This window comes from Janibacter hoylei PVAS-1 (assembly GCF_000297495.1).
Taxonomy (GTDB): Bacteria; Actinomycetota; Actinomycetes; order Actinomycetales; family Dermatophilaceae; genus Janibacter; species Janibacter hoylei.
This window is the reverse complement of the sequence record NZ_ALWX01000004.1, coordinates 45,109-71,039: the sequence shown is the minus strand read 5'-3', so window position 1 is coordinate 71,039 and position 25,931 is coordinate 45,109. Positions and strand designations below refer to the sequence as shown.

Annotated in this window: 27 protein-coding genes and 1 pseudogene; 13 read left to right on the top strand and 15 right to left on the bottom strand. The window is 71.1% G+C overall.

All coding sequences use genetic code 11. The annotated features are described in order from the left end of the window. From B277_RS01380 to B277_RS17230, 4 genes are all read left to right on the top strand, one after another. A partial coding sequence (locus B277_RS01380; protein WP_007924300.1) for a single-stranded DNA-binding protein occupies positions 1-296 on the top strand: 296 nt, incomplete at its 5' end. Between the two features lie 306 nt (positions 297-602). Beyond that, the gene (locus tag B277_RS19660) at positions 603-2,042 is read left to right on the top strand and encodes a dihydrodipicolinate synthase family protein (protein ID WP_007924298.1); all 1,440 of its coding nucleotides are present in this window, start codon (positions 603-605) and stop codon (positions 2,040-2,042) included. 75 nt (positions 2,043-2,117) lie between these two features. Next, the gene (locus B277_RS01370) at positions 2,118-2,363 is read left to right on the top strand and encodes a hypothetical protein (protein WP_007924296.1); all 246 of its coding nucleotides are present in this window, start codon (positions 2,118-2,120) and stop codon (positions 2,361-2,363) included. 273 nt (positions 2,364-2,636) lie between these two features. Beyond that, complete coding sequence (locus B277_RS17230; RefSeq protein ID WP_007924289.1) at positions 2,637-2,897, top strand: hypothetical protein; 261 nt, start codon at positions 2,637-2,639, stop codon at positions 2,895-2,897. Between the two features lie 325 nt (positions 2,898-3,222). Here B277_RS17230 and B277_RS01360 read toward each other — a convergent pair whose 3' ends face one another. Together B277_RS01360 and B277_RS17765 are read right to left on the bottom strand one after the other, a co-directional pair. After that, the gene (locus tag B277_RS01360; protein WP_007924287.1) at positions 3,223-4,263 is read right to left on the bottom strand and encodes an FUSC family protein; all 1,041 of its coding nucleotides are present in this window, start codon (positions 4,261-4,263) and stop codon (positions 3,223-3,225) included. A 17-nt stretch (positions 4,264-4,280) separates the two neighbouring features. Next, positions 4,281-4,691, bottom strand: coding sequence for a VOC family protein (locus tag B277_RS17765; protein WP_338009719.1), 411 nt, complete (start codon positions 4,689-4,691; stop codon positions 4,281-4,283). On the opposite strand from B277_RS17765, the gene arfB reads away from it, so the two are divergent. The 6 genes from arfB to B277_RS15610 all read left to right on the top strand — a co-directional run bounded on the left by arfB (position 4,614) and on the right by B277_RS15610 (position 9,348). Next, on the top strand, positions 4,614-5,060 hold the full coding sequence (gene arfB / locus B277_RS01350; protein ID WP_007924283.1) for an alternative ribosome rescue aminoacyl-tRNA hydrolase ArfB: 447 nt from the start codon (positions 4,614-4,616) through the stop codon (positions 5,058-5,060). The two genes, B277_RS17765 and arfB, sit on opposite strands and share 78 nt — an antisense overlap. Before the next feature lie 108 nt (positions 5,061-5,168). Next, positions 5,169-6,545: an APC family permease gene (locus B277_RS01345; RefSeq protein WP_007924281.1), complete on the top strand. Its 1,377-nt coding sequence runs from the start codon at positions 5,169-5,171 to the stop codon at positions 6,543-6,545. A 1-nt stretch (position 6,546) separates the two neighbouring features. Further along, a complete protein-coding gene (locus tag B277_RS18565; RefSeq protein ID WP_238539339.1) occupies positions 6,547-6,831 on the top strand; it encodes a hypothetical protein in 285 nt (94 codons plus the stop codon). Then, the gene (locus B277_RS18560; protein ID WP_238539341.1) at positions 6,725-7,030 is read left to right on the top strand and encodes a universal stress protein; all 306 of its coding nucleotides are present in this window, start codon (positions 6,725-6,727) and stop codon (positions 7,028-7,030) included. The genes B277_RS18565 and B277_RS18560 overlap by 107 nt, the downstream gene beginning before the upstream one ends. Positions 7,031-7,117: 87 nt before the next feature. Continuing rightward, on the top strand, positions 7,118-7,894 hold the full coding sequence (locus B277_RS01335) for an NYN domain-containing protein (RefSeq protein WP_007924279.1): 777 nt from the start codon (positions 7,118-7,120) through the stop codon (positions 7,892-7,894). A gap of 101 nt (positions 7,895-7,995) precedes the next feature. Further along, positions 7,996-9,348, top strand: coding sequence for a M15 family metallopeptidase (locus B277_RS15610; RefSeq protein ID WP_007924272.1), 1,353 nt, complete (start codon positions 7,996-7,998; stop codon positions 9,346-9,348). On the opposite strand, the gene B277_RS01325 is transcribed toward B277_RS15610, so the two are convergent. Next, a complete protein-coding gene (locus tag B277_RS01325) occupies positions 9,349-10,704 on the bottom strand; it encodes an MFS transporter (RefSeq protein WP_238148122.1) in 1,356 nt (451 codons plus the stop codon). 239 nt (positions 10,705-10,943) lie between these two features. On the opposite strand from B277_RS01325, the gene B277_RS01320 reads away from it, so the two are divergent. Then, a complete protein-coding gene (locus B277_RS01320) occupies positions 10,944-11,300 on the top strand; it encodes an RNA polymerase-binding protein RbpA (RefSeq protein WP_007924267.1) in 357 nt (118 codons plus the stop codon). A 69-nt stretch (positions 11,301-11,369) separates the two neighbouring features. On the opposite strand, the gene B277_RS01315 is transcribed toward B277_RS01320, so the two are convergent. The 4 genes from B277_RS01315 to B277_RS01300 are packed head-to-tail and all read right to left on the bottom strand — an operon-like array spanning position 11,370 to position 14,641. Beyond that, complete coding sequence (locus B277_RS01315) at positions 11,370-11,861, bottom strand: FxsA family protein (protein ID WP_007924265.1); 492 nt, start codon at positions 11,859-11,861, stop codon at positions 11,370-11,372. Continuing rightward, on the bottom strand, positions 11,858-12,646 hold the full coding sequence (locus B277_RS01310) for a polyprenol monophosphomannose synthase (RefSeq protein WP_007924263.1): 789 nt from the start codon (positions 12,644-12,646) through the stop codon (positions 11,858-11,860). The genes B277_RS01315 and B277_RS01310 overlap by 4 nt, the downstream gene beginning before the upstream one ends. Continuing rightward, positions 12,639-14,222, bottom strand: a complete 1,584-nt coding sequence (gene lnt, locus B277_RS01305) for an apolipoprotein N-acyltransferase (RefSeq protein WP_007924261.1) — start codon at positions 14,220-14,222, stop codon at positions 12,639-12,641. The genes B277_RS01310 and lnt overlap by 8 nt, the downstream gene beginning before the upstream one ends. Continuing rightward, positions 14,219-14,641 (bottom strand): Lrp/AsnC family transcriptional regulator, encoded by a 423-nt coding sequence (locus B277_RS01300; RefSeq protein ID WP_007924259.1) that lies wholly within the window; start codon positions 14,639-14,641, stop codon positions 14,219-14,221. Before B277_RS01300 ends, lnt begins: the two co-directional genes overlap by 4 nt. A gap of 35 nt (positions 14,642-14,676) precedes the next feature. Between B277_RS01300 and B277_RS01295 the strand changes: the two genes are divergently transcribed. After that, complete coding sequence (locus B277_RS01295) at positions 14,677-15,612, top strand: 5'-3' exonuclease (protein ID WP_007924257.1); 936 nt, start codon at positions 14,677-14,679, stop codon at positions 15,610-15,612. 122 nt (positions 15,613-15,734) lie between these two features. Here B277_RS01295 and B277_RS01290 read toward each other — a convergent pair. The 5 genes and pseudogenes from B277_RS01290 to B277_RS01270 form a co-directional block, all read right to left on the bottom strand. Then, positions 15,735-18,564: pseudogene (locus B277_RS01290) on the bottom strand (DEAD/DEAH box helicase). 23 nt (positions 18,565-18,587) lie between these two features. Next, on the bottom strand, positions 18,588-19,415 hold the full coding sequence (gene tatC / locus B277_RS01285) for a twin-arginine translocase subunit TatC (protein ID WP_238148125.1): 828 nt from the start codon (positions 19,413-19,415) through the stop codon (positions 18,588-18,590). Positions 19,416-19,441: 26 nt separating this feature from the next. Next, positions 19,442-19,711 carry a Sec-independent protein translocase subunit TatA gene (gene tatA, locus B277_RS01280; RefSeq protein WP_040880495.1) on the bottom strand — a complete coding sequence of 90 codons (270 nt, stop codon included), beginning with the start codon at positions 19,709-19,711 and terminating at the stop codon, positions 19,442-19,444. 70 nt (positions 19,712-19,781) lie between these two features. Continuing rightward, a complete protein-coding gene (locus B277_RS01275) occupies positions 19,782-20,744 on the bottom strand; it encodes a helix-turn-helix transcriptional regulator (protein ID WP_007924248.1) in 963 nt (320 codons plus the stop codon). Beyond that, positions 20,741-21,727, bottom strand: a complete 987-nt coding sequence (locus B277_RS01270) for a helix-turn-helix transcriptional regulator (protein WP_007924246.1) — start codon at positions 21,725-21,727, stop codon at positions 20,741-20,743. Before B277_RS01270 ends, B277_RS01275 begins: the two co-directional genes overlap by 4 nt. Positions 21,728-21,765: 38 nt before the next feature. Between B277_RS01270 and B277_RS01265 the strand changes: the two genes are divergently transcribed. Next, positions 21,766-22,863, top strand: a complete 1,098-nt coding sequence (locus B277_RS01265; protein ID WP_007924244.1) for a DUF3866 family protein — start codon at positions 21,766-21,768, stop codon at positions 22,861-22,863. 122 nt (positions 22,864-22,985) lie between these two features. On the opposite strand, the gene B277_RS01260 is transcribed toward B277_RS01265, so the two are convergent. The 3 genes from B277_RS01260 to pafA form a co-directional block, all read right to left on the bottom strand. Then, entirely contained in the window at positions 22,986-23,372 is a 387-nt protein-coding gene (locus tag B277_RS01260; RefSeq protein WP_007924242.1) for an FKBP-type peptidyl-prolyl cis-trans isomerase, read from the bottom strand. 41 nt (positions 23,373-23,413) lie between these two features. Beyond that, positions 23,414-24,463, bottom strand: a complete 1,050-nt coding sequence (locus B277_RS15605; RefSeq protein WP_128277103.1) for an FKBP-type peptidyl-prolyl cis-trans isomerase — start codon at positions 24,461-24,463, stop codon at positions 23,414-23,416. A gap of 70 nt (positions 24,464-24,533) precedes the next feature. After that, complete coding sequence (pafA, locus tag B277_RS01250) at positions 24,534-25,922, bottom strand: Pup--protein ligase (RefSeq protein ID WP_007924240.1); 1,389 nt, start codon at positions 25,920-25,922, stop codon at positions 24,534-24,536. Positions 25,923-25,931: the final 9 nt, after the last annotated feature.

The following is a 25,931-nucleotide window of genomic DNA, read 5'->3' as shown; positions in this document are numbered from 1 at the left end:
CACCGACCGGTGAGATCACCGGTCGGGTGAGCGGGCCACCGGCGAGCCGGACGCTGCCGAGCGGCGACGAGCTCGTGACGCTGCGGGTGGTCGTCGCGAGAGATGACGGGCAGCCGGTGGACACGATCGACTGCGCCTGCTGGTCGGCGTCGGCCAGGCGTGCGGCGGCACGCCTGGAGGACGGCACCCGCGTGCGGGTCGAAGGGAGTCTGCGGCGCCGCTTCTTCCGCACCCCGGCCGGAGCGGCCAGCCGCTACGAGGTCGAGGTCCGACGTCTCGTCAGGGACCGACGGTGAGTCAGGCCGGATGGCCCGTCGCCCACCGCGACTCGGACTTCGAGCACATCGCAGTGGCCACGGGGCTCACCGTCGTCCACCTGCGCGACTGACCGGGCCCGCCGCACGCCAGGCGGCACGGGAGTGGCGCCGGGTGAGCCAGCCCTCGACGAGCGGAAGCCGGACCGCCGCCGACGAGATCACGCCTGCGACGACCAGGGCGGCCTTGGCCGTGCTGCACCCGGCCCGGGCGGCATGAGGCCGACGGCCAGCGGCAGCACGCGCGGTCCTCTCGCTCTGGGCCGATCCGGATGATGGAGTGGGGCCATGACGACTGCACCCGGGCTGCGGGGCCTGAGCGCCTTCCCCCTCACACCCATCGCCCAGGACGCCGTCGACGAGGCGGCCTTCGTCGGCATCGTCGAGCGAGTCGTGACGGCGGGAGTCGACAGCATCACCGCCCTGGGCTCGACGGGCAGCTACGCCTACCTCGACCGCGCGGAGCGGCGGCGGGTCGTCGAGCTCGCGGCTTCCGCCGCCGGCGGGGTCCCGGTCATCGCCGGCATCGGCCACGTCCGGACGCGCGAGGTGCTGCGGCACCTCGACGATGCCCAGACGGCCGGCGCCACAGGGGTGCTGCTCGCGCCGATGACCTACCAGGCCCTGACGGACGACGAGGTCTACGAGCTCTTCGCCGACGTCGATGCGGCGAGCTCCGTGCCCGTCGTCGTCTACGACAACCCCGGCACGACCCACGTGAACTTCGGCGACGAGCTGCACGGTCGGATCAGCGAGTTGACGCACGTCGCCGCGATCAAGATCCCGCCCGTGACCGGGGGAGTGGAGGCGACCAGGGCGCGGGTGGACTCCCTTCGCTCCCACCTCGCGCCCGAGGTGGCGATCGGCACCAGTGGCGACCAAGCGGCGGCCGATGCCCTCGTCGCCGGGTGCGATGCCTGGTACAGCGTCCTCGCGGGGACACTGCCGGGGCCCTGCCGCGCGATCGTCGACGCCGTGACCGCCGACGACGCCGCACAGGCACAGCACCTGTCCCGCCAGCTCGACCCGCTGTGGCGCCTCCTCAGCGCCCACGGGAGCTACCGAGTGGTCTCGGCCCTCGCCGAGCAGCTGGGCCTCGTCCGCGGCCCCAACCTGCCGCGACCGGTTCTGCCGCTGGACGAAGGGGGGTCGCGCCGACGTGCGGGCGGCGCTGACCTCCCTTCGCGAGGAGGGCCTGGTCGAGCCGTGATCCTGCCCCCGGTCCGCGACCCCCGCATGATCACCGTGCGGCGTGGCGGGACGCTCACCGACGAGCACCACCGGATGCTCGCCCTGTGGGCTGCGGACTGCGCCGCGCACGTGCTCCCGCACTTCGAGGCAGCGGCCCCTGCGGACCGACGACCCCGCGAGGCGATCGCCGCAGCACGAGCCTGGGCGGCAGGGGAGATGCCGATGATGGCCGCACGGGCGCTCGGTGGTCACGCCATGGGCGCTGCGCGACCGCTGACCGGAGCCGCACGATTCGCCGCATACGCCGCCGGCCAGGCCGCGTGCGTGGGCCACGTCGCCGAGCACGACCTCGGGGCGGGCGCCTACGCGATCAAGTCTGCTCAGGCCGGGGCGCCACGGGGTGGGGGAGCGGCCGAAGGGCGTGCGGAGGCCGCCTGGCAGCGGGACCGGATCCCCGACGAGATCCGAGCGCTCGTCCTGGAGGACATGGCCCGGCGCAACGACCTCTGCTGGTCGGTCTTCGACACGCAGGCCTGAGACACGACCACCGCTGAGCAGCGTTGCTCACGTGACGTGGACCCGGCACCGCGGTACCTTGATCGAGGAAGGGATGTGATCCAGATGACACCCGAGATCCACGACTTCGGCTCCGACGTCGAGACCCGGCTGAGCGAGGTGGCGCGCAGTCACGGACGCACGATGGAGGCCGAGGCTGCTGTCGTCCTCACCGCCGTCATGCAGGGCTGTGCCCACGACCCCGACGCCGTCATGAAGCTCTACACCTCGGCCCGGCGCGTGGTCTCCAAGGAGGCCCTGGCCCCGCCGACGCAGGTCGACTTCACGCCCGACGGGTACTGATCAACCACGCGCCCTCCTTCGGCGACCTCGTCGCCGAAGCGGTCGCCGCCGACGTCACGGGCTGGGGCTTCGACTGGCTCGACGGGCGGGCAACCGAGCAACGCCCTCCATGGAGTTATGTCAGATTGCTCGGGTCCGAGCTCACCGGCGCCGACTCGGCGCTGGACATCGACACCGGCGGGGGGAGGTGGTCGACGTCGTCGAGGACCTGCGCACGGCCCGTCTGCGCGTGTAGTTCTCCGACACCAGCGCCAGCGCGTGGACCCTTCGCACGTGCATGTGGTGGTCCCGGACCTCACGGTCGAGCGCCACGAGGCCACGCTGCGCCGGCTCGAAGAGCACGACGCCGAGGATCCGGTAGAAGTAGACGACGCGGCAGCCGATGACTGCCGCGGCCCCGACGCTCGTACCGGGCAGTCGCCGGTGATGCCGACGTCGCTGCTGCGGATCGTGCTGGCGAGTGCGTCAGCGACCGGAGAGCTCTCGAGGCCCTCGGTGGAGACGGGCCTGACGTCGACGACCTGGCTCATGTAGCTCCTGCGTGCTGATCGATGGGGTGAGCCGGAATCTACGGCTGGCCCCGTCGTCGGCAACGCCGATAATCCACATTATGTCATTTCGCAGTGCGAGGAGCGGCCGCCTCGCGCCGTGTGTCGTCGCCACCCACTTCCCCGCGAAGGAAGCTGATGTCCCCTGGTAGTGGCGCACCGTCACCGCGCTCCCGAAGTGCGCGCGCGGCATCGACTTCACCTGGTCGCGGACGGAGACCCACTCCCCGGTCTCCCTCCACGCGCTGCCCGGGACAGGCGAGGTCGTCGCGACAGCAGACGCCACAGCACCGGCGACCTGTCTCCCCTGGTCACCCGCTCTGGGCGCCCAGCTCGTGCCGGATCCGTCGGAGGTCCTCCATGAGCGAACCGATGAGGATCCACCTCATGCCCTGCGGCGCACTGGTGTCGAGCGGCTCGGTGAGCGCCGGAGCCGTGTCGTCGAGCCCACCGGCCGCGGTGGGTACCGCCAGGTGGAGCTTCATCCGGGTGTCGTGGGCCGCTCGCAGCAACTCCTCGGCGATGCCGGGGACGAGCGGTTCCTCGCGCACCCCTTCGTCGTAGTGGTCGACGTAGGCCCGCGTCATCCCCCGCACCTGGGTGCCGATCCGCGACAGCAGGTCGAGCGTCTCTCGCATCGCCTCGAGCTCACCGCGGTAGCGCGCCGCGCGCGGGTTGAGCGTGAGCGAGTCGGCGGCCGCCTCGATGGTCTCCAGGGCCTCGTCGCGAAGGGGGCTCAGCCTCCGGGCATCGACGATGAGCAGGATGCGCCCCGGCCGGGTCTTCTTCGACACGAGCGCATCGGCGAGGCGCTCCATCGCCTCGGCCGTCTCCACCCCGAGGAGGTCCAGGGCCGTCCGCGCCGGGGCCAGCGCGACCGGCGGGACGAGGAGCAGGTGGATGACGATGCCGATGACCGCACCGATCATCGTCTCGACGATGCGGAAGAAGGCGTAGTCGGGGGTCGATGCCCCGAGGGTGAGCACGAGCAAGGCGCTGATCGCGATCTGGATGCCCGAGCCCGTGGTCAGTCGCAGCGCCCACGACAGGCCGAAGGCGGCGGTCACCGCGAGCAGCACCACCCACGCCGACGTCCCCAGCACGACACCCATCCCGGTGGCCAGGAGGACCCCGGCCACGACGCCGACGCTGCGCTCCACCCCCTTCGCCATGGACTGGTTGAGGCTGGGCTGGACGACGAGCATTGCCGCGATGGCTCCGAAGACCGGGGGCGGCCCGTCCGGGATGAGCAGGTCGCAGACGACCCACGCCACGATCGTGGCGAGCACGGTCTTGACGACCTGCAGCAGGGGGTCCCGTGCGGAGGCGCGCACGGCGGCGGTCAGACGCATGACCTCACGTTAGGCGGTCAGCGCCAGCCGTCTGCGGGCAGGCTGTCCACCGAGAACTCGTTGCCCTCCGGGTGGGCGGGCACGACGTGCCCCTCCTCGGGGCGCTGCCGACACCGTTGTGCGCCGCGCCGAGCTTCCAGGGCCAGCGCAACCCTCGAGTCCTGCTCTGTCGCAGTGGCGCTGGTCAGGTCGAAGTGAGCACGGCCGAGCACTCGACGCACGTCGTCACGCCGGCGGAAGCAGATCGCGACGTCGCTCAGGCCCGCTGGGAAGAGAGCGGTGCCGGACTCCCCCACTCCCCTGCCGACAACTTCGACACCGCTGCTGCGTCCGGGTGAGACCCTGAGGTCATGAGCGAGCTGCGCGTGCCTCCAGGGCCCGGGGTCCCCGACGGGCTCGTCGTGCCCGCCGGCGAGCTCACCGAGCAGTTCAGCCGGGCCGGTGGACCCGGCGGTCAGGGGGTCAACACGACCGACTCCCGCGTCCAGCTCTCCCTCGACCTCGCCACGACGACATCGCTCACCGAGTGTCAGCGGGAGCGCGCTCTGGCCCGCCTGTCACCCCGGCTCGTGGGCACGACCCTCACGGTCGACGCCTCGGAGCACCGTGCGCAGCGACGCAACCGCAGCGCCGCACGTGAGCGGATGGCCGCGCTGCTGCGCGAGGCCCTGGCACCGCCTCCCCCTTCGCGTCGGGCCACGAAACCCACCCGCGGATCGCAGCGCCGCCGGCTCGCCGCCAAGTCGCGACGGGGCGAGATCAAGCGGGCTCGCTCGCGCCCGTCCGGCGACGACTGACGACACGCTGCGTCCACCCTCCGGTTGACACGACGCCTTATGCGGTGTGATCTGGATCACGGGACACACGCGCCGCACCGGCGGCGCGCCCGGGCCGGAAGGACCCCGATGTCCGTCGACACAGCCAACCCCGAAGGGTCGTCCGAGCTCAACGCCGACTCCGAGCTCAAGCAGGGAGTGAGCGGGCGCCTCCTCTACTTCTACGTCCTGGGTGACGTGCTCGGCTCTGGCATCTACGTGCTCATCGGGCTCGTCGCCGGCGCCGTCGGCGGAGCCTTCTGGGCCGCCTTCGCCGTCGGCGTCACGGTCGCGACGATCACGGGCCTCGCGTACGCCGAGCTGGTGACGAAGTACCCCCAGGCCGCGGGCGCTGCCCTCTACGTCAACAAGGCCTTCAAGAACAAGACCCTGACCTTCTTCATCACCTTCTGCATGTTGTCCGCGAGCTATGCGGCGGCGGGCTCCCTCGCGACCGGATTCGCCCAGTACTTCGGCGAGGTGTGGGAGGCGGCGCCCGCGCTGGTCGTCGCCCTGGGCTTCATCGTCGCCCTGGCGATCATCAACTTCATCGGGATCACCGAGTCGGTCGTCGCCAACATGATCATGACCTTCGTCGAGGTCACCGGCCTGGTCATCGTGCTCGTCATCGGCGTCGTCGCGACGGCCCAGGGTAAGGTGGACTTCGGACGGATCACCGAGTTCTCGACCGACAGCAACCCTGCGCTCGGCCTGCTCGCCGGCGTCGCCCTCGCCTTCTTCGCGATGACCGGCTTCGAAAACGCGGCCAACCTCGCCGAGGAGACGCGCAACCCTCGCCGCGACTTCCCCCGAGCGCTCATCGGTGGCATGGCCACGGCCGGCGTCCTCTACGTCCTCATCGCCGTGACGGCCGCGATCACCGTCCCCATCCAGCAGCTCGCCGAGTCCGATGCCGCCCTGCTCGAGGTGGTCAAGACGGGGATCCTGCCGCTCTCCGTCGCCGTGCTGACGATCATCTTCGCGATCATCGCGATGGTGGCCATCACCAACACCTGCCTCGTCTGCCTCGTGACCGAGTCGCGCATCCTCTACGGCATGGCCCGCGAGGACGTGGTCCCGGCCCCCTTCGCCAAGGTGAGCAGCCGGCAGGTGCCCTGGCTGGCGATCCTCTTCTCCGTCATCGTCATCGCCGCTCTGCTCGTCTCGGGGGCCGACCTCGCCCAGCTGGCGAATGTCACCGTCGTCTTCACCCTGCTGATCTACGCCCTCGTCATCGTCTCGGCCGTCAAGCTGGATCGCCACGACCGCACCGACGAGACCTTCAGGGCGCCACGGGTCCTGCTCGGGATCGGTGTCGTCGCCAACTTCCTCATCCTCGGCTACGTCATCTACGACGACCCGGGATCGCTCCTGTACTGCGCGGCACTGCTCGGTGTCGGCGTCGTCCTCTTCATCGCTGAGCGAGTGCTCGGCGGCGGCACCCCCACGACCGATCTGGAGAGCTGACATGCACGTGCTCATCGCGACCGACGGTTCCCGCCAGTCCCTGCGGGCCGCCCGGCACTTCAAGTCCTTCGCCGACCCGAGCAAGGTCGAGCAGATCCTCGTCCTCGCCGTCACCCGGCCCCTGGCGAGCGTCTCCTTCGTCGACGAGATCTCCCCCCGACGCCAAGGCGCCACGGGCCCTGACGGGCAGCTCCTTCAAGGCCGAGGCCGAGGCCGCCGTGGCCGTCATCGCCGCGGAGTTCGACGACTGGTCGGAGACCACGCAGGTGCGGACCCGGGTCCGTAGCGGGACACCGTCCACGGAGATCAACCGGGCGGCCAAGGTGTCCGGGATGGAGCTCATCGTCCTGGCGAGCGGCAGCCGCGGTCTGAGCGACACCATCCTCATCGGCAGCACCGCGCAGCGGGTCCAGGCGACCGCTCCGTGCCCGGTCCTCGTCGTGCGACCGGTCCCGCGCCCGCGGCGCAGCAGGAAGCGGTCCTGATCTGCGGACCGCGGTGGCCGTCGGGACCGGCAGGTCGCCTCGCACCCCCGCGGTCCTCCCCTTTCGGCCGAGGGGCCACGCGATAGGTTGCGGTCATGGACGACCCCCGCCACCACGACCCGCATCGCCGTCCTCATCGACTGCGACAACGTCTCGGCCAAGCACATCGGCGCGGTGCTCGAGGAGCTCGCCACCTACGGCACGCCCACCGTCAAGCGCGCCTACGGCGACTGGACGACGACCCAGCTCGGCGGGTGGAAGCCCGAGCTGCACCGCAATGCGATCCAGCCGGTCCAGCAGTTCGCCTACACGACGGGCAAGAACTCGACCGACTCCGCGCTGATCATCGATGCCATGGACCTGCTGTGGCAGGGCAACGTCGAGGCCTTCGCCCTCGTCTCGTCCGACTCCGACTTCACCCGCCTGGCCACCCGGCTGCGCGAGTCGGGCAAGCGGGTCTACGGCCTCGGTCTGCGCAAGACCCCCGAGTCGCTGCGCCGGGCCGTCGACCAGTTCGTCTTCCTCGAGCTGCTCCAGGAGCAGGCCCGAGAGGACGAGGTCGCCCCCGACGACAGCAGCCGGCCCGAGCCGAAGGGCGACTCCCCCGAGCCGAGCGTCAACCTCCAGTCGGCGCTCACCAAGGCGGTCAACGCCACCTCCGGTGACGACGGGTGGAGCACCCTGGGCACCGTCGGGCAGCACCTGAGCCGCGCCCACGCCGACTTCGACCCGCGCGCCTTCGGCCACCAGAAGCTGTCGACCCTCGTCGACGAGCAGCCGTACCTCGAGACCCGCGCGGAAGGTTCGCTGCGGCAGGTGCGCCTGCGGTCGCGCCGCAACTCCGGCCGCTCGAAGGGGGACTGACCCGCCGCGTCGGGCTGCGTCGCCGGTCACGGTGGCGTATACCCGCGCGCACTTCCGGCCTAGGATGTCGCCGGTCTGCTTGTCGTCAGGAGAGTCATTCGATGCGTCGTGCCACCCGTTGCCCCACCGCGACCGTCCGGGCCGTGCTCGCGCTGGGCTGCGCCACAGGTCTGGCCCTGGCGCCCTCGGCATCCGCCGAGCCCACCGACCCGGTGACCCCGTCGACGACGCCGGCCCCCTCCTCCTCCCCCTCCAGCACCGGCGGCACGAGCCCGAGCGTCGCGTGGACCGAGGACACGACCTCCCCGCAGGGTGACAACAACGACACCCCGCTCGGTGGCGAGGACCTCGACAGCCAGATCGCCGAGGCCGACGCCTTGGCGGCCGACCTGCTCAAGGACAACAAGGACATCGCCGCTGCGGTGAAGTCGCTCAGGTCCTACTCCAAGAAGGCCAACTCGCTGCTGCAGAAGAAGGCGAAGGCGCAGGAGGAGTACGACGACGCCAAGAGCGAGGCCGACCAGGCGCAGAAGGACCTCGACGCCTTCAGGTCACGGCTGTCGAAGGGGCGCAAGGACCTGCGCAGCTGGGCCTTCGACACCTACACGCAGGGTGGTGGCTACACCGACACGATGACGATGTTTGGCACCATCACCGGCGGCTCGCAGACCTCGGGCAACTCGGCGGGTGACCTCTCCTACCTCACCGACGAGCGCATCCGCACCGTCGACCTCGTCCGTGAGGACACCGTCACGCAGGCGTCCCTGACGAAGAAGAAGGACAAGGCCCTCGCTCGGGCCTCCGCGGCGAAGAAGCGCGCCGACCGGGCCAAGGCCCGCGCCGACAAGGTCCTCACGGAGCGCAAGACCGAGCTGGCCGCGCTGCGCCGCAAGCACGCCGACGAGCTGAAGAAGGCCGGCCCGATCGTCAACGCGCTCATCGGCCAGCCGGACTCCCGGGCCCAGGGCGCCAGCGACCGGCTGACGGGCGCGCTCGAGGACCTCGGGCAGGACATCAGCGAGTTCGAGGACGCCAAGCCCTGCTCGACCAACACCGAGACCTACCCCAACGGCCAGATCCCGCCGAGTGCCCTCTGCCCGCTGCTCGGCGCTCCGGGTGAGTCGCTGCGGCCCAAGGCGGCGGCGGCCTTCAACGCGATGAGCAAGGCCTACCAGCGCGACACGGGCAACCTGCTGTGCGTCACCGACAGCTACCGCTCGTACGCGGAGCAGGTCGTCACCAAGCAAAACCGCGGTGGCTGGGCCGCGGCCCCCGGCACGAGCAACCACGGTCTGGGCAAGGCGCTCGACCTGTGCGGCGGCATCAACAACTTCGGCCACCCGGCACACGCCTGGATGCAGCAGAACGCGCCGCTCTACGGCTGGTTCCACCCCTCGTGGGCCGCGGCCGGTGGCAGCCTCCCCGAGCCGTGGCACTGGGAGTTCGCCGGCTGATCAGCCGGCCTGTGACCCCACCTGTGCCTGCGGGGTCTTCACCGGGACGAGCACAGCCAGTCCCGCCGCGAGGACGAGGGCGATACCGAGGATGCCCCAGTACTGCGTGTTGTCCTGGCCGGTCACGAGCGACCCGATCCAGATGAAGAGGCCGAAGGCCGCCGGGGACAGGAAGGACACCACTCGCCCGGTCGTCGCGTAGAGACCGAAGATCTCACCGCCCTGCCCCTCGGGGATCACCCTGGCCAGGAAGCTGCGGGAGGCGGCCTGGGCCGGCCCGACGAAGGCCGTCATCGTCAGCCCGAGGGTCCAGAAGACCATCTTGCCCCCGTCGTGGAGGACGAAGATCGCCATCCCGATGGCGACGAGCGAGACGAGCGAGATGAGGATGACCCGCTTGGGTCCCAGGACGTCGTCGAGCAGACCGAAGAGCATCGTCGCGATGCCCGCCACGATGTTGGCGACCGCACCGAAGATGATGACCTCGCCGGCCGTCAGCTCGAAGGTCCCGGCGGCGAGCACCGCGCCGAAGGCGAAGACGCCGGCCAGGCCGTCGCGGAAGAGCGCGGAGGCACCGAGGAAGTAGACCGTGTGCCGGGACTGCCCCCACAGCCGGCGAAGGGAGGCCCACACGAGCTTGTAGGACGCGACCACGCCGACCCGGGGACCCGGCTCCTTGGGCGCGTCACGCAGCACCGCGAAGGTCGGCAGGGTGAAGAGCAGGATCCACAAACCGCAGACGAGCATCGAGACGCGGATGTCGATCGCGCCCTCGTCGCTCACGCCGAAGAGGCCCACCTCGGGCTGGATGAAGAGGAAGTACAGCAGCAGGAGCACGAGGATGCCGCCGAGGTAGCCCATCCCCCAGCCGAAGCCGGACACCCGGCCGACGTTGCGGGGCGAGGCCACCTGCTCGATCGAGGCGTTGTAGTTGACGCTGGCGATCTCGGAGACGATCGAGCCGGCGCCGAGGAGCACCAGACCGAGCACGAGGTAGCCGGGCTCGGGCTTGACGAAGAAGAGCGAGGCCGACAGCGCCGCCAGCAGCCAGGTCTGCAGCCGCAGGTTGCGCACTCCCTTGCCGGAGCGGTCGGAGTTCTGCCCCAGCACGGGCGCGAGCAGGGCGACGAGCAGTCCGCTGACGGCCGTCGAGACGGCCAGGGCCGTCGACGTGGTGTTGGTCGACCCGAAGCTCTCGCTCGTCAGGTAGACGGCAAAGACGAAGGTCGTGATGACCGTGTTGAAGGGCTGCGAGCCCCAGTCCCACATGGCCCAGCCGAGGATCCGTCGCCACCCGCCCTGGGGCTCGGCGCGCAGCGCGGTGGTCGGCCCCGGAGGCGTGGTCACATCAGTCACGAGGTGAGGCTATCTCGTCGATGTGCGCTCGGACGGTAGGACGCGCTATCCTGTGGGGTCGCCCCAGATCCTGCCCCGCACGACCCTGACGGTCCGGTGCGTGGCGGCGGGCTGGAGGGGCCACTGCACCGCAAGGACGCGTGTGGCAGGAACACGAGACGCACCCACGGCGTTGACACGACATGAGAGGTCTGTGCGCAGGGGCGCAGACATCGAGAGAGACACCAGGAGACAGCCACATGGCAGAGCGCACGCTGCGCGGTACGCGCATGGTCAGTTTCAGCATGGAGACGACGGACAACGTCGTGCCCAGCGACCGTCAGATCACGGCCTACGTCTGCGACGACGGCCACAAGACGGAGCTGCCCTTTTCGGTCGAGGCCGACATCCCCGGCACCTGGGAGTGCCGCTGCGGCAAGCTCGGCAAGCTCGTTGACGGCCCCGAGCCGGAGATCAAGCCGGCGAAGCACGTGCGCACCCACTGGGACATGCTGCTCGAGCGTCGCTCGATCCCCGAGCTCGAGGAACTCCTCGAGGAGCGTCTGGCGCTGCTGCGCGCCAAGCGTGGCGAGAAGCCGCGCAAGCGCTCCGCCTGACCCACGCGGATGACGAAGGGGGCCGCCGCACCGGATCGGTGCGGCGGCCCCCTTCGTCTGTGTCCCGCCTCAGTCGTCGACGATCTCGCCCTCGACGACGTCTCCGTCGTGGTCGCGGGTGCGCCGCACCCGCGCCTCCCCCGGGGCGACGTCGAGGCCGACCGCGAGCAGCTTGCGGGCGACGACGGCCTCCAGCCCGATGCGCGCGATCGGACGGGTGAAGGGCAGGACGAAGACCAGCCCGACGACGTCGGAGACGAAGCCCGGGAAGGTGAGCAGCAGCCCACCGACGAAGACGAGGATCGCGTCGGCGATCTCGCGGCTGGGCATCTGCCCGCTGCGCAGGGTCGTGCGCAGCGCGGTGGCCGTGCGCCGTCCTTCGCGTCGGAGCAACCACGCACCGAGGGCCGAGAGGGCGATGACGAGCAGCAGGGTCGGCCAGAAGCCGATCCAGCGGCCGACCGCGATGAGCGCAGCGATCTCGACGATCGCCCACACGATCAGAACGAGCGGGATCCACGCCACCCGACGGCGGCGGCGCGGCGTCGGCCCGTGGATCACAGCCGGTGCCAGGTGGGCTCGCGGTCGAGGAGACGGCGCACCTGGCCCTTGCGGTGCGCGATGCCCCAGCCGGTGATCCGGGCCATGGACTCGCGCACGACGTCGCCGTCCATCTTGGAGTCGCCGATCTCCCGCTCGATGAAGGTGATCGGGAACTCGACGACCTTGAGCCCAGCCCGGACGGTGCGCACCGTCAGATCGGTCTGGAAGACGTAGCCGGCGCTCTCGACCTCGTCGAGGCCGATCGTGCGCAGGGTGTCGGCGCGGTAGACGCGGTAGCCGGCGGTCGCGTCGTTGACCGGCATGCCCAGGATCAGCTTGATGTAGAGGTTGCCGGCCATGCTGATCGCCTTGCGGTCCAGCGGCCAGTTGACGATCTTGCCGCCGAGGACGTAGCGCGAACCGATGACGAGGTCGGCGTCGGCGGCCTCCGCCAGCATCTGCGGCAGGTGCTCGGGGCGGTGCGACCCGTCGGCATCCATCTCGACCACTGCGTCGTAGCCGTGCTCCAGTGCCCAGGCGAAGCCGGCGAGGTAGGCGGCGCCGAGCCCCTCCTTGCCCTTGCGGTGCAGCACCTTGACCTGGGGGTCGGCCGCGGCCATGGCGTCGGCCACGTCACCGGTGCCGTCCGGCGAGTTGTCGTCGAGGACGACGACGTCGGCACTCGGGACCGCGGCGCGGGTCCGCTCGACGATGAGCGGGAGGTTGTCGCGCTCGTTGTACGTGGGGATCAGCACAGCGACCCGCTCGATCGGCGGACGCTGCACGGGGGTGGAGTCAGGCACCTGCGGAGGCTTCCTCGGTCTGGTCGGACGGCTCGTCATCGGACGGGGGCTGGTCCTCGACCCTACCCTCGGGGCGGTGGCGCAGGCGCCACGCCACGGCGAGGGCGAGCAACAGGGCACTCCCCCACTCGACCCAGGGACCGAGCCGGTCGGAGATCGTCAGCCCGCTGCGCAGGACGACGTCCTCGACGGGCTGCGCCGCGGTGAAGAGGTCGGTCGTCGGGGTGGTGCTGCCGTCGGGGTGGACGAATCCGGAGACCCCGACGGTCGACACGTGGGCGACGCTGCGCCCGTGCTCGATGGCCCGGATCCGCGAGATCGCGTACTGCTGGGTCGACTCCGCGGTGTAGCCGAAGGTGGCGTTGTTGGTCTGCACCACGAGGAGGCTGGGGTCCCCCTTCGCGTCGGCCTCGCGCACGGCCGAGCGCATCAGACCGTCGTAGGCCACCTCGAAGCAGATCGTGGGCACCGCGGAGAAGTCACCCTCGCGGCCCGGGACGGTGAAGGCGGCATTGCGGTCTCCCTTCGCGAAGCCGACGCGCACGAGGTCCACCTTGTCGCTGAAGAGCCGGTAGAAGTCACGGTGCGGGACGTACTCGGCGAAGGGGACGGGGTGCTGCTTGACGTACCGCTCGGGCTCGCCGCCGCCGGGCCGGTAGTACAGCGAGGCATTGGAGACGGCTGGCGCCGGCTCGTCGATGATCGCCCCCATGATGAGCGGGGTGTCCGTGGCGTCGAGGGCACGCTGGACCTGCTCGGCGGCGTCGGCATTGCGCAGCGGGTCGATGTCGGAGGAGTTTTCCGGCCAGATGACCACGTCGAGTTCGTCGTGGCGGGCGGCCAGCGCCTCCGTCCCGGTGACGTGGTTGTCGAGGACCTGGCGCCGCTCCGCGTTGAAGTCCAGACCGGCGCGCGGCACGTTGCCCTGCACGAGGCCGACCCGGGCCGTCGCGTCACCGCTCGTGGGGATCGGGACGAGAGCGGTGCCGACGACGGCCACCACGGCGATGGCGAGCGCGACCACAGGCGGTCGCCGGGTGACGACCACGAGCACGAGCGGGACCGCGACGAGGGCGACGGCGGCAGTGACGAGCGGCGCCCCGCCGATCGCTGCCCAGCGGGCGAAGGGGGTCTCCGCCTGCGCGAAGGCGATGCGGGCCCACGGGAAGCCGCCGTAGGGCAGCGTGCCGCGCATCCACTCCTGCAGGACCCACAGCACGGGGACGAGGAGGGCGGCGGTCAGCTGGTGCCCGGCCCGCAGCAGCGGGCGCTGCACCGCCGCGAGCACGGCCCCCATGAGGGCCACGTAGAGCGCCTCGAAGGTCGCCAGGGCGAACCACGGGAACTTGCCGACGAAGATCCCCGACCAGCTGAGGGTCGGGACGAAGCAGGCCAGGCCGGCGACGAGCCCGAGGAGGAAGCCGACCCGGGCCGTGACATCCCACAGCGCGATGCCGACGAGGGCGACGCCGACGATCGCGAGGTAGCCCAGGTCGTGGTCGGGGAAGGCCAGCCACAGGCACAGGCCGCCGACGAGGGCGAGCAGCAGCCGGACGGGCAGGCGGCTGAGGGTCACTCCCACGGTGTGGTGAGGACGATCGTCGTGCGCGTCGAGACGCCGCCCTCGCTGCGGACCCGCGCCAGGAGCTCCTCGAGGTCCTGGGGGGTGCCGACGCGGACCCGGAGCAGGTAGTTGGCATCGCCCGCCACCGAGTAGCAGGCGTCGATCTCGGGGATGTCGCGCAGCCGCTCGGGGATGTCGTCAGGGTCGCGGGGGTCGAGCGGGGCGACGGAGACGAAGGCCGTCAGCGGGGTGCCGAGCGCGGTCGGGTCGATCGTCGCGGCGTACCCGGTGATGACGCCGCGCTCCTCGAGGCGCCGCACCCGCTGGTGGACGGCTGAGGTGGAGAGCCCGACGGCCTTGCCCAGGTCGGTGTAACTCATCCGCCCGTCGCCGCGCAGGAGCTCGATGATGCGTCGGTCAGCGGCTTCCATGGGTAAACCATAGGTCAGGGACATAGGGTCGGGGCATGTCCGATCCAGCTGGTGACCGTCTGCTCCTGCTCGACTCCGCCTCGCTGTACTTCCGGGCCTTCTACGGGGTGCCCGCACGCACGCCCGGCCCGTCGGGGCTGCCGACCAACGCGATCGCCGGCTTCCTCGACATGATCGCCACCCTCGTCACCCGCTACCGCCCGAGCCACGTCGTCGCCTGCTGGGACGACGACTGGCGTCCGCAGTGGCGCGTCGACGCGATCCCGACGTACAAGGCCCACCGCGTCGCCGAGGACCCCGCCGAGGGCGAGGAGGTGCCCGACGAGCTGAGCCCCCAGGTACCCGTCATCGCCGAGGCGCTCGCAGCCATCGGCATCGCCCGGGTCGGCGCGGCGGGCTACGAGGCGGACGACGTCATCGGCACCTACGGCATGCGCTACCGCGGGGTCATGCCCGTCGACGTGGTCACCGGTGACCGCGACCTCTTCCAGCTCGTCGACGACGCCTCGGCCACCCGGGTCGTCTACACCGCACGCGGTGGGGTGCGCGACCCCGACCTCGTGACGCAGGCCTTCCTCCGGGAGAAGTACGCCGTGGCATCCGGCGACGCCTACGCCGACATGGCCGCCCTGCGAGGTGACACGAGCGACGGCCTGCCCGGAGTCAAGGGCATCGGGGACAAGACCGCGGCCGCGCTCATCGCCGACTTCGGCAGCCTGGCCGGGGTCCGCGAGGCCCTGGCCGCCGGCGACCCGCGGATCAAGGGCGCTCGACGGGCCAACCTCGAGGCCGCGAGCGACTACCTCGACGTCGCGCCGCTCGTCGTGCGCGTCGCGCACGACGTCCCAGTGGGCGACGGCGACATCCGCCTCCCCCGCGACATCGTCGATCCAGCCGCGATGAGCCGGCTCGCCGTCGAGCACGGTCTCACCTCCCCCTTCGACCGGGTGGCGACCGCCCTGCGCGGCTGACCCCACCCGCGACCACGGACTCCCGCATTTCCCTAGGGAAATGCGCACAGGCCCCGTATTTCCCTAGGGAAATGACCGCCAGCCTGGTGATTTGCCTAGGGAAATGCGGGGTGGGGACGGGGTCAGTCGAGGCGGTCGGCGGCGACAACCCCCCGCATCACCTTGTCGACGGCCGTGCGGGCCACGCCGCGCAGGTGCGGCTGCGGGGCCGCGTCTCCGATCTGGTCGAGCAGGTCGACGACCTGCTTGCACCGCCGGACGAAGTCGCCCGCGGTCAGGTCCGAGCCCGAGAGCACCTCGTCGAGGCGCCGGCCGCTGGCCCACCGGTGCACCGCCCACGCCAGCCCACCGTCCGGCTCGCCGGTCTGCTGCAGGGCGTGCGCGCCCTCGAGCTCCTCGAGCTCGCTCCAGCGGCGCACCATGTCCTGCCAGGCGTCGGCCACGCCGTCCGTGGGCATCCGCGGGAAGGCGTCGTGCTCGTCGCGTCGGGGCTCGTGCACGAGCATCGACACGACCGCCGCGAGCTCGGCCGGGTCCAGCCGCGTCCACGCGCCCCCCGCGCAGGCACTCGGCGGTGAGCAGGTCCTTTTCGGTGTACAGCCGCCGAAGTCGGGTGCCGAGGTCGGTGACGCTCTCGCCGTCCTCACCGAGGTACCCCAGGCCGACGAGCACCGTGCAGATGCGCTCGAAGGTCTGCGCCACCGAGTTGGTGCGCAGCTCGACCTTGCGCTGCAGCGCGGAGGTCTCGCGCTTGAGCTTCCACCACCGCGCGGCCCAACGGGCGTGCTCCTCGCGCTCGGGGCACTGGTGGCAGGGGTGTGCCTTGAGCTCGCGGCGCAGCTGCTCGATCCGCTCGTCCTCCCCCTTCGCCGTCTCGACGGCCTCCCGCCGCACGCTCGGCGCGTCCTCGTGCGGCGCCTTGATCCGCAGCGTCGCCGCGAGGTCGGACCGCTGCTTGGCCGACTTGGGGTTGAATCCCTTCGGGATCGCCAGACGGCCGAAGGGGGCCAGCGGCCGGTCGAGGTCGGCGGCGGTGAGGCGTCGCACCTGCTTGCCCTCGGTGAGCACCGTCGGTGCGCTCGACTCCCCCTTGTACGAGCGTGGCGGGGCGATGACGACCGCCAGGCCGGCGCGTCGGCCGCCGAGCCGGACGATGTCACCGACCCGCAGCTCCTCGAGCGACACGGCGATCTCCGCCCGCCGGTTGGCACTGCGCTTGCGCGAGCCCTCCTTCTCGAGATCGGTGATGCGTCGCCGCAGCGCGGCGTACTCGCGGAAGTCACCGACGTGGCAGTGCATCGCCTCGGCGTAGGCCTGCAGCGACTCCTGCTGGTCGCGGACCTGGGTCGCCAGCCCGACGACCGCCCGGTCTGCCTGGAACTGCGCGAAGGAGGTCTCGAGCACCTCCTTGGCCGTCTGCCGCCCCACCTGGGCGACGAGGTTGACCGCCATGTTGTACGTCGGGCGGAAGCTCGAGCGCAGCGGGTAGGTGCGGGTCTGGGCCAGCCCGGCCACGGCCATCGGGTCCATCCCCCGCGACCACACGACGAGGGCGTGCCCCTCGACGTCGATGCCGCGCCGGCCCGCGCGGCCGGTCAGCTGCGTGTACTCCGCCGGGGTGATCTCCACGTGGGACTCGCCGTTGAACTTCACCAACTTTTCGAGCACGACCGTGCGCGCCGGCATGTTGATGCCCAGGGCCAGGGTCTCCGTGGCGAAGACCGCCCGGATGCGGCCGGCGGTGAAGAGCTCCTCGACGACCTCGCGGAAGAGCGGGAGCATCCCGGCGTGGTGGGCCGCGAATCCTCGCGACAGCCCCTCGACGAACTGGTGGTAGCCGAGGACGTCGAGGTCCTCCCCCGCGAGCACCGCGGCCCGCTCCTCGACCGTGCGCCGGTTGCGCTCGCCCTCTCGCTCGGAGATCAGGCGCACGTCGTTACCGAGCAGCTGCCCGACGGCGCCCTCGCACCCCGCCCGACTGAAGATGAAGGTGATGGCCGGCAGCAGCCCGTCGCGGTCGAGCTCGCGGATGACCTCGGTGCGCGACGCGGCGCCACCGAAGCGGCCTCCCCCGCCACGCGGACCCGGCGCGGTGTGCTCACCCCGACCCCGCGCGTCGCGACGGTCGCGGCCACCGCGCCGGTCACGACCACCGCGGCCGTGCCCACCTCGACCACCGCGACCGGGTCCCCCTTCGTCACCGGTGGAGCGCAGCCGCGAGCGGATCGCGTCGAGGAGCTCGGGGTTGACCTTGGCCGGCGAACCCTCGGCGGCGCCGGCCTCGTCGACGAAGAGGTCATGGACCTCGCGACCCACCTGCATGTGCTGCCACAGCGGGACTGGACGCACCTCGGAGACGATGACCTCGGTACCGCCGCGCACCTCGGCGAGCCAGTCACCGAACTCCTCGGCATTGCTCACCGTCGCCGAGAGCGAGATCACCTGCACCGAGCGCGGCAGGTGGATGATGACCTCCTCCCACACGGCGCCGCGGAAGCGGTCGGCGAGGTAGTGCACCTCGTCCATGACGACGAAGGCGAGGGTGTCGAGGGTCGTCGACCCCGCGTAGATCATGTTGCGCAGGACCTCGGTCGTCATGACGACGATCGGTGCCTCGCCGTTGATCGAGGTGTCGCCGGTGAGCAGCCCGACGTTGTCGTGGCCGTGGCGGGCGGCGAGCTCGTGGTACTTCTGGTTGCTCAGCGCCTTGATCGGCGTCGTGTAGAAGGCCTTCTGCCCCCGGACCAGCGCCAGGTGGACTGCGAACTCGCCGACGATCGTCTTGCCCGCGCCGGTCGGCGCGGCGACGAGCACGCCGTGCCCGGCCTCCACGGCCTCGCAGGCGTCGCGCTGGAAGGGGTCGAGCTCGAACCCCAGCGAGTCGGCGAAGGTGGCCAGCTGGCCCCTGCTGCGACGGCGGGCGGCGGCATATCGGTCGGCGGGCGAGGACATGCCCCCACGCTATGCCAGCGGCGTCAGCGCAGCGGTGAGGCCTGGTCGTCCGGCAGGTCCGACCAGTCCGGCTCCTCGCCGGCCTCGACCCGCCGCCTGTCGATGAGCAGGCAGACGCCGAGCGCGATGAAGTACAGCAGGCACAGCGGACCGGCGAGCAGGAACATCGTGAAGGGGTCCGGCGTCGGCGTGATGACCGCGGAGGCGATGAAGATCAGCAGGATCGCCACCCGCCAGGACTTCTTGAGCGTCTTGCCCGAGAGCACGCCGATGGCGCACAGACCGACGAGGAAGACCGGCAGCAGCCAGGCCAGGCCGAAGGCGAGGATGAAGCGGGTGATGAAGGTGAAGTAGTCGCTCGCCTGCTGGATGTTGCTCGACTTGTCGTCGTCCGGCGTGAAGCCGAAGAGGATGAGCAGCGCCTTGGGCAGGGTGACGTAGGCGAAGTAGCAGCCGCCGAGGAAGAGCGGCAGCGCCGTCGCGAAGACGCCGATCGACATCCGCTTCTCACGCTTGGTCAGCCCGGGGAGGATGAAGGCCCAGATCTGCCAGACCCAGATCGGGCTGGCGAGGATCACCCCGGTGAAGAGGGAGAGCCCGAGCTGGGTGGTGAAGGCCGAGGTCGCGTTGCCGAAGTTCAGCGTGACGACGCTGTCGGGGTTGGCCCTCTTGTACTCCGTGAAGGGCAGGGTGAGCTGCTCGTAGACCGTCGGGTAGATGATCCACGCGACGATCGCGCCGAGGACGATCGCCGCGGCCGAGACCATCAGCCGGTTGCGGAACTCGATGAGGTGCGCCTTGAGCGGCATCCGCCCCTCGGGGTCCTTGGGCGTGCGTGGGCTACGAGCCATGCGGGTTGTGGACGAAGGGGGGTGGCTCAGGCCACCGGGCCGGACTGGTTGTCCGTGCGGGGCTTGGCCTCGTCGATGACGGCGTTGCCGTCGGCGGTCGGGGTGCTGCCGGCCTGCCCCTGCTTCCTGGCCTCCTCGCGCTGGCGGTCCTCTTCCTTCATCTCGCTGACCTCGGCCTTGAAGACGCGGGCGGACTTGCCGACGCTGCGCGCGGCGTCCGGGAGCTTCTTGAAGCCGAAGAGCAGCAGGATGACGAGCAGGATGAGGATGATTTCCATGGGACCCAGATTGGGCATGGCAAGACCTTTCAGGTGGCGACCAACGTTGTCAGTGTATGCCTCGACCCTGTGCGCGAGCCGTGAGGCGTCAGTGTGCGTCGTAGCCGCTCAGGGCCTGCTCGGCGGCTCCCTCGACGGCAGCTCGAGCTGACTCCGGCGCGACGACCTGCGCTCCGCCGCCCAGCCGCAGCACGAGACGGCGGAGGAATCCCTCATTGCTCGTCGGGAGCGTGACGAGCAGATCTTCACCCGCCGTTTCGCGAGATGTCACCGGGTAGTACTCCGCGACCCAGTGGGCGGACGGCGCGAGGCGCAGGGTGACCGGCAGGTCGGCGTCGCTGGCCTGGTAGGCGCCGGCGCTGAGGTCGCGACCGGTGATGCCCTCGGGCAGGCGGGCCGGCACGTCGAGCACCTCGAGGTCCTCGATCCGGTCGACGCGGAAGAGGCGCACGTCCTGCGCCCGGTGGCACCAGCCCTCGAGGTACCAGTGACCGTCGACGTGGGCCAGCCGCATCGGGTCGACATCGCGCTCGGTGCGCTCGTCGCGACTCGGGACGACGTAGGACAGGTGCACGCGGCGGCCGGCGGTCACGGCGTCGCGCAGGGCCGCTGTGGTGCGTCCGACCTCGGTGTCGTCCTCGACGACCACCACCCGGTCGACCCCGGGGATCGCCCCGGTCGCCTCCTCGAGCTTGGCCAGGGCACGCTCGACCGCGCTGGAGTCGCCGGCGCCGCTCGCGGCGAGCGAGCGCAGCCCGACGATCAGCGAGATCGCCTCGTCGACGGTGAGCCGGAGCGGTCGGGCGATGGCATCGGCATTGGTGACGAAGACGCGGCCGCCCTCGTAGCTCGCCTCGATCATCTCGTCGGGCATCTGCCCGTACCCGCACATGAAGAGCAGGTCGAGGTCCTTGGTCAGCTGCTCCTCGCTGATCCCCAGCCCGGCGGCCGCCGCGGAGATCTCGATCCCCTGGCGGCTCACGAGCCACGGGACCATCGTCAGCAGCCGCTGGACGCGGCTCGTCGCGGACTCGACACCCTGACGACTCATCGGGGGCTCCCTTCGTGGGTGGCGACGGCCCGCAGCCGGGAGACGACGGCCTGGCGCAGCTCGGTGGGCTCCTCGACGACGACGTCGGCGCCGTGGCTGGCGATCTCGTCGGCGAGCCAGCGCAGGTCACCGTGCTCGAGGTGCAGGCGGTCCCACTGCGGCTCGGCGTCCTCGACGCGCACGGCGCGTCGGCGCAGCCCGTGGCCCGTGCCGACGCGCACGCGCAGCACCGCCGGCAGCGGCTGGGGCTCGCGGCCGTCGACGGCGGCGATCATGCGCACCGGGTCGACGTCGTCGGGCGCGGCGACGGTGATCGACTCGCGGGTGACCGTGACCGTCGAGGTGATCCGCGACAGGCGGAAGACGCGCGCAGCCTCGCGGTCGAGGTCGTGGCCGACGAGGTACCACCGACCGTGCCACGCGGTGAGGTACCAGGGCTCGACCCGGCGCGGGGAGGCTCCGCCGGTCCCGGGGCGGGCGTAGTCGAAGCGGACGGCGACCCCCGACAGCACGGCGTCCTTGAGGGGCTCGAAGGCCGGCTCCGCGCCACCGAGCCGCGGCTCGAGACCGGCGAAGGGGTCCTCCCCCACCTCGTCGTCGGCCGCGACCTTGCGCCAGGCCGTCGCGGCGGTGCCGGCCATCGTCGCGTGCGCCCAGGCGCGGCTCGCGAGCCCGACGACGGCGCGCTCGTCGGCGGTGAGCTCGACGGGCGGCAGGGCGTAGTCGCGCTGGTCGATGCGGTAGCCCTGCTCGTCCTCGAAGGAGCCGATGTCCTCGGTGACGAGCGGGATGCCCATGGCGCGCAGGTCCTCCTTGTCGCGCTCGAACATCCGGTCGAAGGCCTCGTCGGACTCGACGAGCTGGTAGGCCTCAACCATGCGACGGATCCGCTGCTTGGGCAACGGCATCCGCGACGAGAGCAGGCTCATCGTCAGGTTGAGCAGTCGCTCCGTCTTGGCCGCGGGGGTGTTGGGTGCTGCCACGTCGCTCCCTTCGTCACGCTGAGGCTAACCTGCCGCACATGATCCACTGGCGCAGCGGCGTGGTCCGCGAGGTGACCCGTGCCCGGCGCGGCGCGGTCCGGCTGCGCGTCGAGGTCGACGGGGCGGACGTCCCCGCGCTGGCCCTCACCGAGGTCGTCGGCTCTCCGGAGCCCGGCGACGAGGTGCTGCTCAACATCTCGGCCCTGCGCCGAGGTCTCGGGACGGGCGGCATGGCGCTCGTCGTCGCCGACGTCACCCGCCCGCCCGCCGACCCGGCAGACGGCCCCGGGCACATCGTCAAGGCGCGCTACACACCGCTGCAGCAGATGGTCCAGACCCTCGAGGAGCAGGAGTCACCCCACCACGAGACGATGCGCGAGCACCCCGACATCGCCGGCGGCGACCTGCGCGGGCTGCCGGTCGTCGTGGCCGAGCTGCACTCGGCCCTGCCAGCCGTCCTCGCCGGCATCCGGTCGGTCGCGCCGCAGGCGCGAGTCGGGTACGTCATGACCGACTCGGCGGCACTCCCCTTCGCCCTGTCCGACAGCGCGGCCCGGCTCGTCGAGGCCGGCTGGCTCGCGACGACGATCACGGCAGGGCAGGCCTACGGCGGGGAGCACGAGGCGATCACGGTGCACTCGGCGCTCCTCGCCGCCCGGCACGTCCTCCGCTGCGACGTCGTCGTCGTCGCCCAGGGGCCGGGCAATGCCGGCTCGTCGACGACGTGGGGCTGGTCCGGGCTGTCCACCGGCGACGTGCTCAACGCCGTCCACGTCCTGCGCGGGCGGGGCGTCGTCGTGCCGCGGGTCTCCGGCAGCGACCCGCGCCCACGGCACGTCGGACTCTCGCACCACACGGCCACCGTGCTCTCGCGGGCGCTGCTCGGTGGGGCCGACGTCGTCGTCGCGGACTCGACCGATGCGCCCTGGCCGGATGTCCGTGAGCAGCTCGAGACGGCGATCAGCACGTCGGCCGGCGCGCCGCACCTGGTACCGCTGCCCCTCGACGGGGTCGCCGAAGCGCTCGCCACGAGCCCGGTCCCGCTGACGAGCATGGGCCGGAGTGCGACGGAGGACGTCACCCCCTTCGTCACCGCGGCCCTGGCCGGCCGGCACGCCGCCGCACTGCTCCCCTGAACTCCCGCATCTCCCTAGGGATATGCGCACGCCAGCCGCATTCCCCCATGTAGATGCGGCCCCCGGCGACACCTCCCTGGGGAGATGCGCCGGGGGCGGGTGGAGCAGAGGTGAGGTCGGGGTCAGCCGACCTTGACGAGGTCCACGACGAAGATCAGCGTCTCGCCACCCTTGATGGCAGCGCCGGCGCCGCGGTCGCCGTAGCCGAGGTGCGGCGGGATGGTGATCTTGCGGCGACCACCCTCCTTCATGCCGAGGAGACCGTCGTCCCAGCCCTTGATGACCTGGCCGATGCCGGCGGTGAAGGCGAGCGGGGCGCCGCGGTTCCACGACGCGTCGAACTCCTCACCGGTCGAGTGGGCGACGCCGACGTAGTGCGCCTGGATGGGCGACCCGGGGGTCACCTCGGCACCGTCACCGACGGTGATGTCCTCGACGACGAGGTCGGTGGGCGCCTCGCCCTCGGGGAAGTCGATCTCGGGCTTGGTGGTGCTGGGGTCGAAGGGCATGTGGCTCTCCTTGTCGTGGGTGTGGCGGGGGTGGGGTCGGGTCAGGGTGCGCTGAGGATGTCGACGACGAAGACGAGGTCCTCGTTGGGCTTGATCGAGCCGTCCGGGGTGCCCTGCTCGCCGTAGCCCTCCTTGGACGGGACGACGACGAGCAGACGGTCGCCGACCTTGGAGCCCTCCACGGCCTTGTCCCAGCCAGGGATGACGCCCTGCTGACCGACGACGAAGGGGAAGGGCCCGCGGCCCTCCTTGAAGGAGCTGTCGAAGACCTCACCGCTCTTGAACTTCACGCCGGTGTAGCTGACGTACACCTGGTCGCCCTTCTTGACCGTCTTGCCGGTGCCCTCGATGAGCTTCTCGGTGACGAGCTTCTTCGGCTTCTTCGCGTCCTTGGGGATGGTGATGTCGGCGGGCGCGTCGGCCTTCCACTTCACGGTTGGCAGGGTCTTGTCCTTGGGCGTGACGGCCTTGCCCTTCGCCTCCTGCGGCATGATGCCGCGCACGTCGTAGACGAGGACGAGGTTGTCCTTGCCGTCGACGCCGTACTGGGGCATGCCCTGGTCGCCGAAGAGGTCCTTGGGCGGCATGACGGAGACGCCGTGGGCGCCGACCTTCTGCCCCTTGATCGACTTCACGAGGCCCGGCAGGGCGCCCTCGTTGCCGAGGGAGAGGACGATCGGGGCACTCGTGTACGTCTCGGAGCCCTCGATGGCCTTGCCGTCCTTGCCGGAAAACATGGCGAGGTCGACCTCGACGTAGGCGTCGTCCGGCAGGGTCTCGCCGGACCCCTCGTCGAGCACCTTGCGCGTCGTCTCGGTGACGCTCAGCGGCTTGTCCTCGATCGAGATCGACGGCGCCTTCTTGCCCTTGGCCTCCGTGATCTCGATGTCCTCGACCTTCTTGGTGTCCTCCGGCTTGGGGTCCGCGAGGGTCACCGGCGAGGACTCGGACGACGAGGCCGACGAGGCCGACGCGTCGGTCTTGCCGTCACTCGTCGCGTCGGTGTCGGAGTCACCGCCACAGGCACTGAGCGCGAGCACGGCGGCGGCGGACACCGCGGCAGCGGTGGTCAGTCGGGGGGACTTCGGCACGATCAACCTCGATGTGTGGGAAACGCGTTGGCCCCGGCAGCCTAACCACCGAGTCTGGACACTGCCTGACTCAGGGGCCCGCCGGGGTGGGCCGCGACGCCAGCAGCTCGAGCAGCCGGTCGACCCGCTCGTCCACCGCGCGGAAGGGGTCCTTGCACAGCACGGTGCGCTGCGCCTCGTCGTTGATCTTCAGGTGCACCCAGTCGACGGTGACATCACGCCCGTGCTCGCGTGCCGTGCGGACGAAGTCGCCGCGCAGCCGGGCACGCGTCGTCTGCGGCGGCACGTCGACCGCCTCGCGGATCTGCTCGTCGGTGACGACGCGCGCGATCTTGCCCGCGCGCTGCAGCACGTGGTGGACGCCGCGGCGCGGGTTGATGTCGTGGTACGCGAGGTCGAGCTGGGCCAGACGCGGGTCGTCGAGGTCGAGCCCGTGGCGGCTCGCGTAGGCGTCGAGCAGGCGGTACTTGATGACCCAGTCGATCTCGGTGCCGACGGCGACCAGGTCGTCACGCTCGATCGCGTCGAGCGTGCGCTCCCAGAGGTCGAGCACCCGTGTGCTCACCTCGTCGTCGATGCCCTCGCGGGCCGCGTGCTCCGTGGCCCGGGCGAGGTACTCCCCCTGGATCTCGAGGGCACTCATCCGCCGCCCGTCGGCGAGCTTGACCGGGGTGCGTCCGGTAGGGTCGAGGCTGATGTCGCGGATCGCCCGGATCGGGTTGTCGAGCGCCATGTCCGGCAGGGCGACGCCCTCCTCGAGCATCCGCAGCACGAGGTGGGCGGCGCCCACCTTGAGCAGCGTGGTCGTCTCGGTCATCGCCGAGTCACCGACGATGACGTGCATCCGGCGGTAGTGCTCCGCGTCGGCGTGCGGCTCGTCGCGGGTGTTGATGATCGGCCGCGAGCGGGTCGTCGCCGACGACACCCCCTCCCAGATGTGGTCGGCTCGCTGACTGACCGAAAACCGCGCGCCGCGGGGTGAGGGCATGATCTTGCCGGTGCCGGCGATCAGCTGGCGGGTGATGAGGAAGGGCAGCAGCCCGTCGGTAACGGACGCGAAGTCCGAGGTGCGCTGCACGAGGAAGTTTTCGTGGCAGCCGTAGGAGTTGCCCGCGGAGTCGACGTTGTTCTTGAAGACGTAGATCTCCCCCGCGACGCCGTCCTCCTCGAGCCGTGCCTGGGCGTCGTCGACGAGGTCCTGCACGACGAGCTCACCGGCCCGGTCATGGGCGATGAGCGTGGTCAGGTCGTCGCACTCGGCGGTCGCGTACTCCGGGTGGCTGCCGACGTCGAGGTAGAGGCGGGACCCGTTGGGCAGGAAGACATTGCTCGAGCGGCCCCAGGTGACCACCTTGCGGAAGAGGTAGCGCGCCACCTCGTCGGGCGTGAGCCGCCGCTGACCGTCCGAGACCGCCGTGATGCCGAACTCGGTCTCGATGCCGAAGATGCGCCTGTCCACGTCTGCAGG

Bases quoted from the DNA above. Each gene is read 5' to 3' on its own strand.
- B277_RS19660 (WP_007924298.1), top strand. From the start codon at position 603: ATGACGACTGCACCCGGGCTGCGGGGCCTGAGCGCCTTCCCCCTCACA.
- B277_RS01360 (WP_007924287.1), bottom strand. From the start codon at position 4,263: ATGCGTCTGACCGCCGCCGTGCGCGCCTCCGCACGGGACCCCCTGCTG.
- arfB (WP_007924283.1), top strand. From the start codon at position 4,614: ATGAGCGAGCTGCGCGTGCCTCCAGGGCCCGGGGTCCCCGACGGGCTC.
- B277_RS01345 (WP_007924281.1), top strand. From the start codon at position 5,169: ATGTCCGTCGACACAGCCAACCCCGAAGGGTCGTCCGAGCTCAACGCC.
- B277_RS18565 (WP_238539339.1), top strand. From the start codon at position 6,547: ATGCACGTGCTCATCGCGACCGACGGTTCCCGCCAGTCCCTGCGGGCC.
- B277_RS15610 (WP_007924272.1), top strand. From the start codon at position 7,996: ATGCGTCGTGCCACCCGTTGCCCCACCGCGACCGTCCGGGCCGTGCTC.
- B277_RS01320 (WP_007924267.1), top strand. From the start codon at position 10,944: ATGGCAGAGCGCACGCTGCGCGGTACGCGCATGGTCAGTTTCAGCATG.
- B277_RS01300 (WP_007924259.1), bottom strand. From the start codon at position 14,641: ATGGAAGCCGCTGACCGACGCATCATCGAGCTCCTGCGCGGCGACGGG.
- B277_RS01295 (WP_007924257.1), top strand. From the start codon at position 14,677: ATGTCCGATCCAGCTGGTGACCGTCTGCTCCTGCTCGACTCCGCCTCG.
- tatC (WP_238148125.1), bottom strand. From the start codon at position 19,415: ATGGCTCGTAGCCCACGCACGCCCAAGGACCCCGAGGGGCGGATGCCG.
- tatA (WP_040880495.1), bottom strand. From the start codon at position 19,711: ATGCCCAATCTGGGTCCCATGGAAATCATCCTCATCCTGCTCGTCATC.
- B277_RS01275 (WP_007924248.1), bottom strand. From the start codon at position 20,744: ATGAGTCGTCAGGGTGTCGAGTCCGCGACGAGCCGCGTCCAGCGGCTG.
- B277_RS01265 (WP_007924244.1), top strand. From the start codon at position 21,766: ATGATCCACTGGCGCAGCGGCGTGGTCCGCGAGGTGACCCGTGCCCGG.
- B277_RS01260 (WP_007924242.1), bottom strand. From the start codon at position 23,372: ATGCCCTTCGACCCCAGCACCACCAAGCCCGAGATCGACTTCCCCGAG.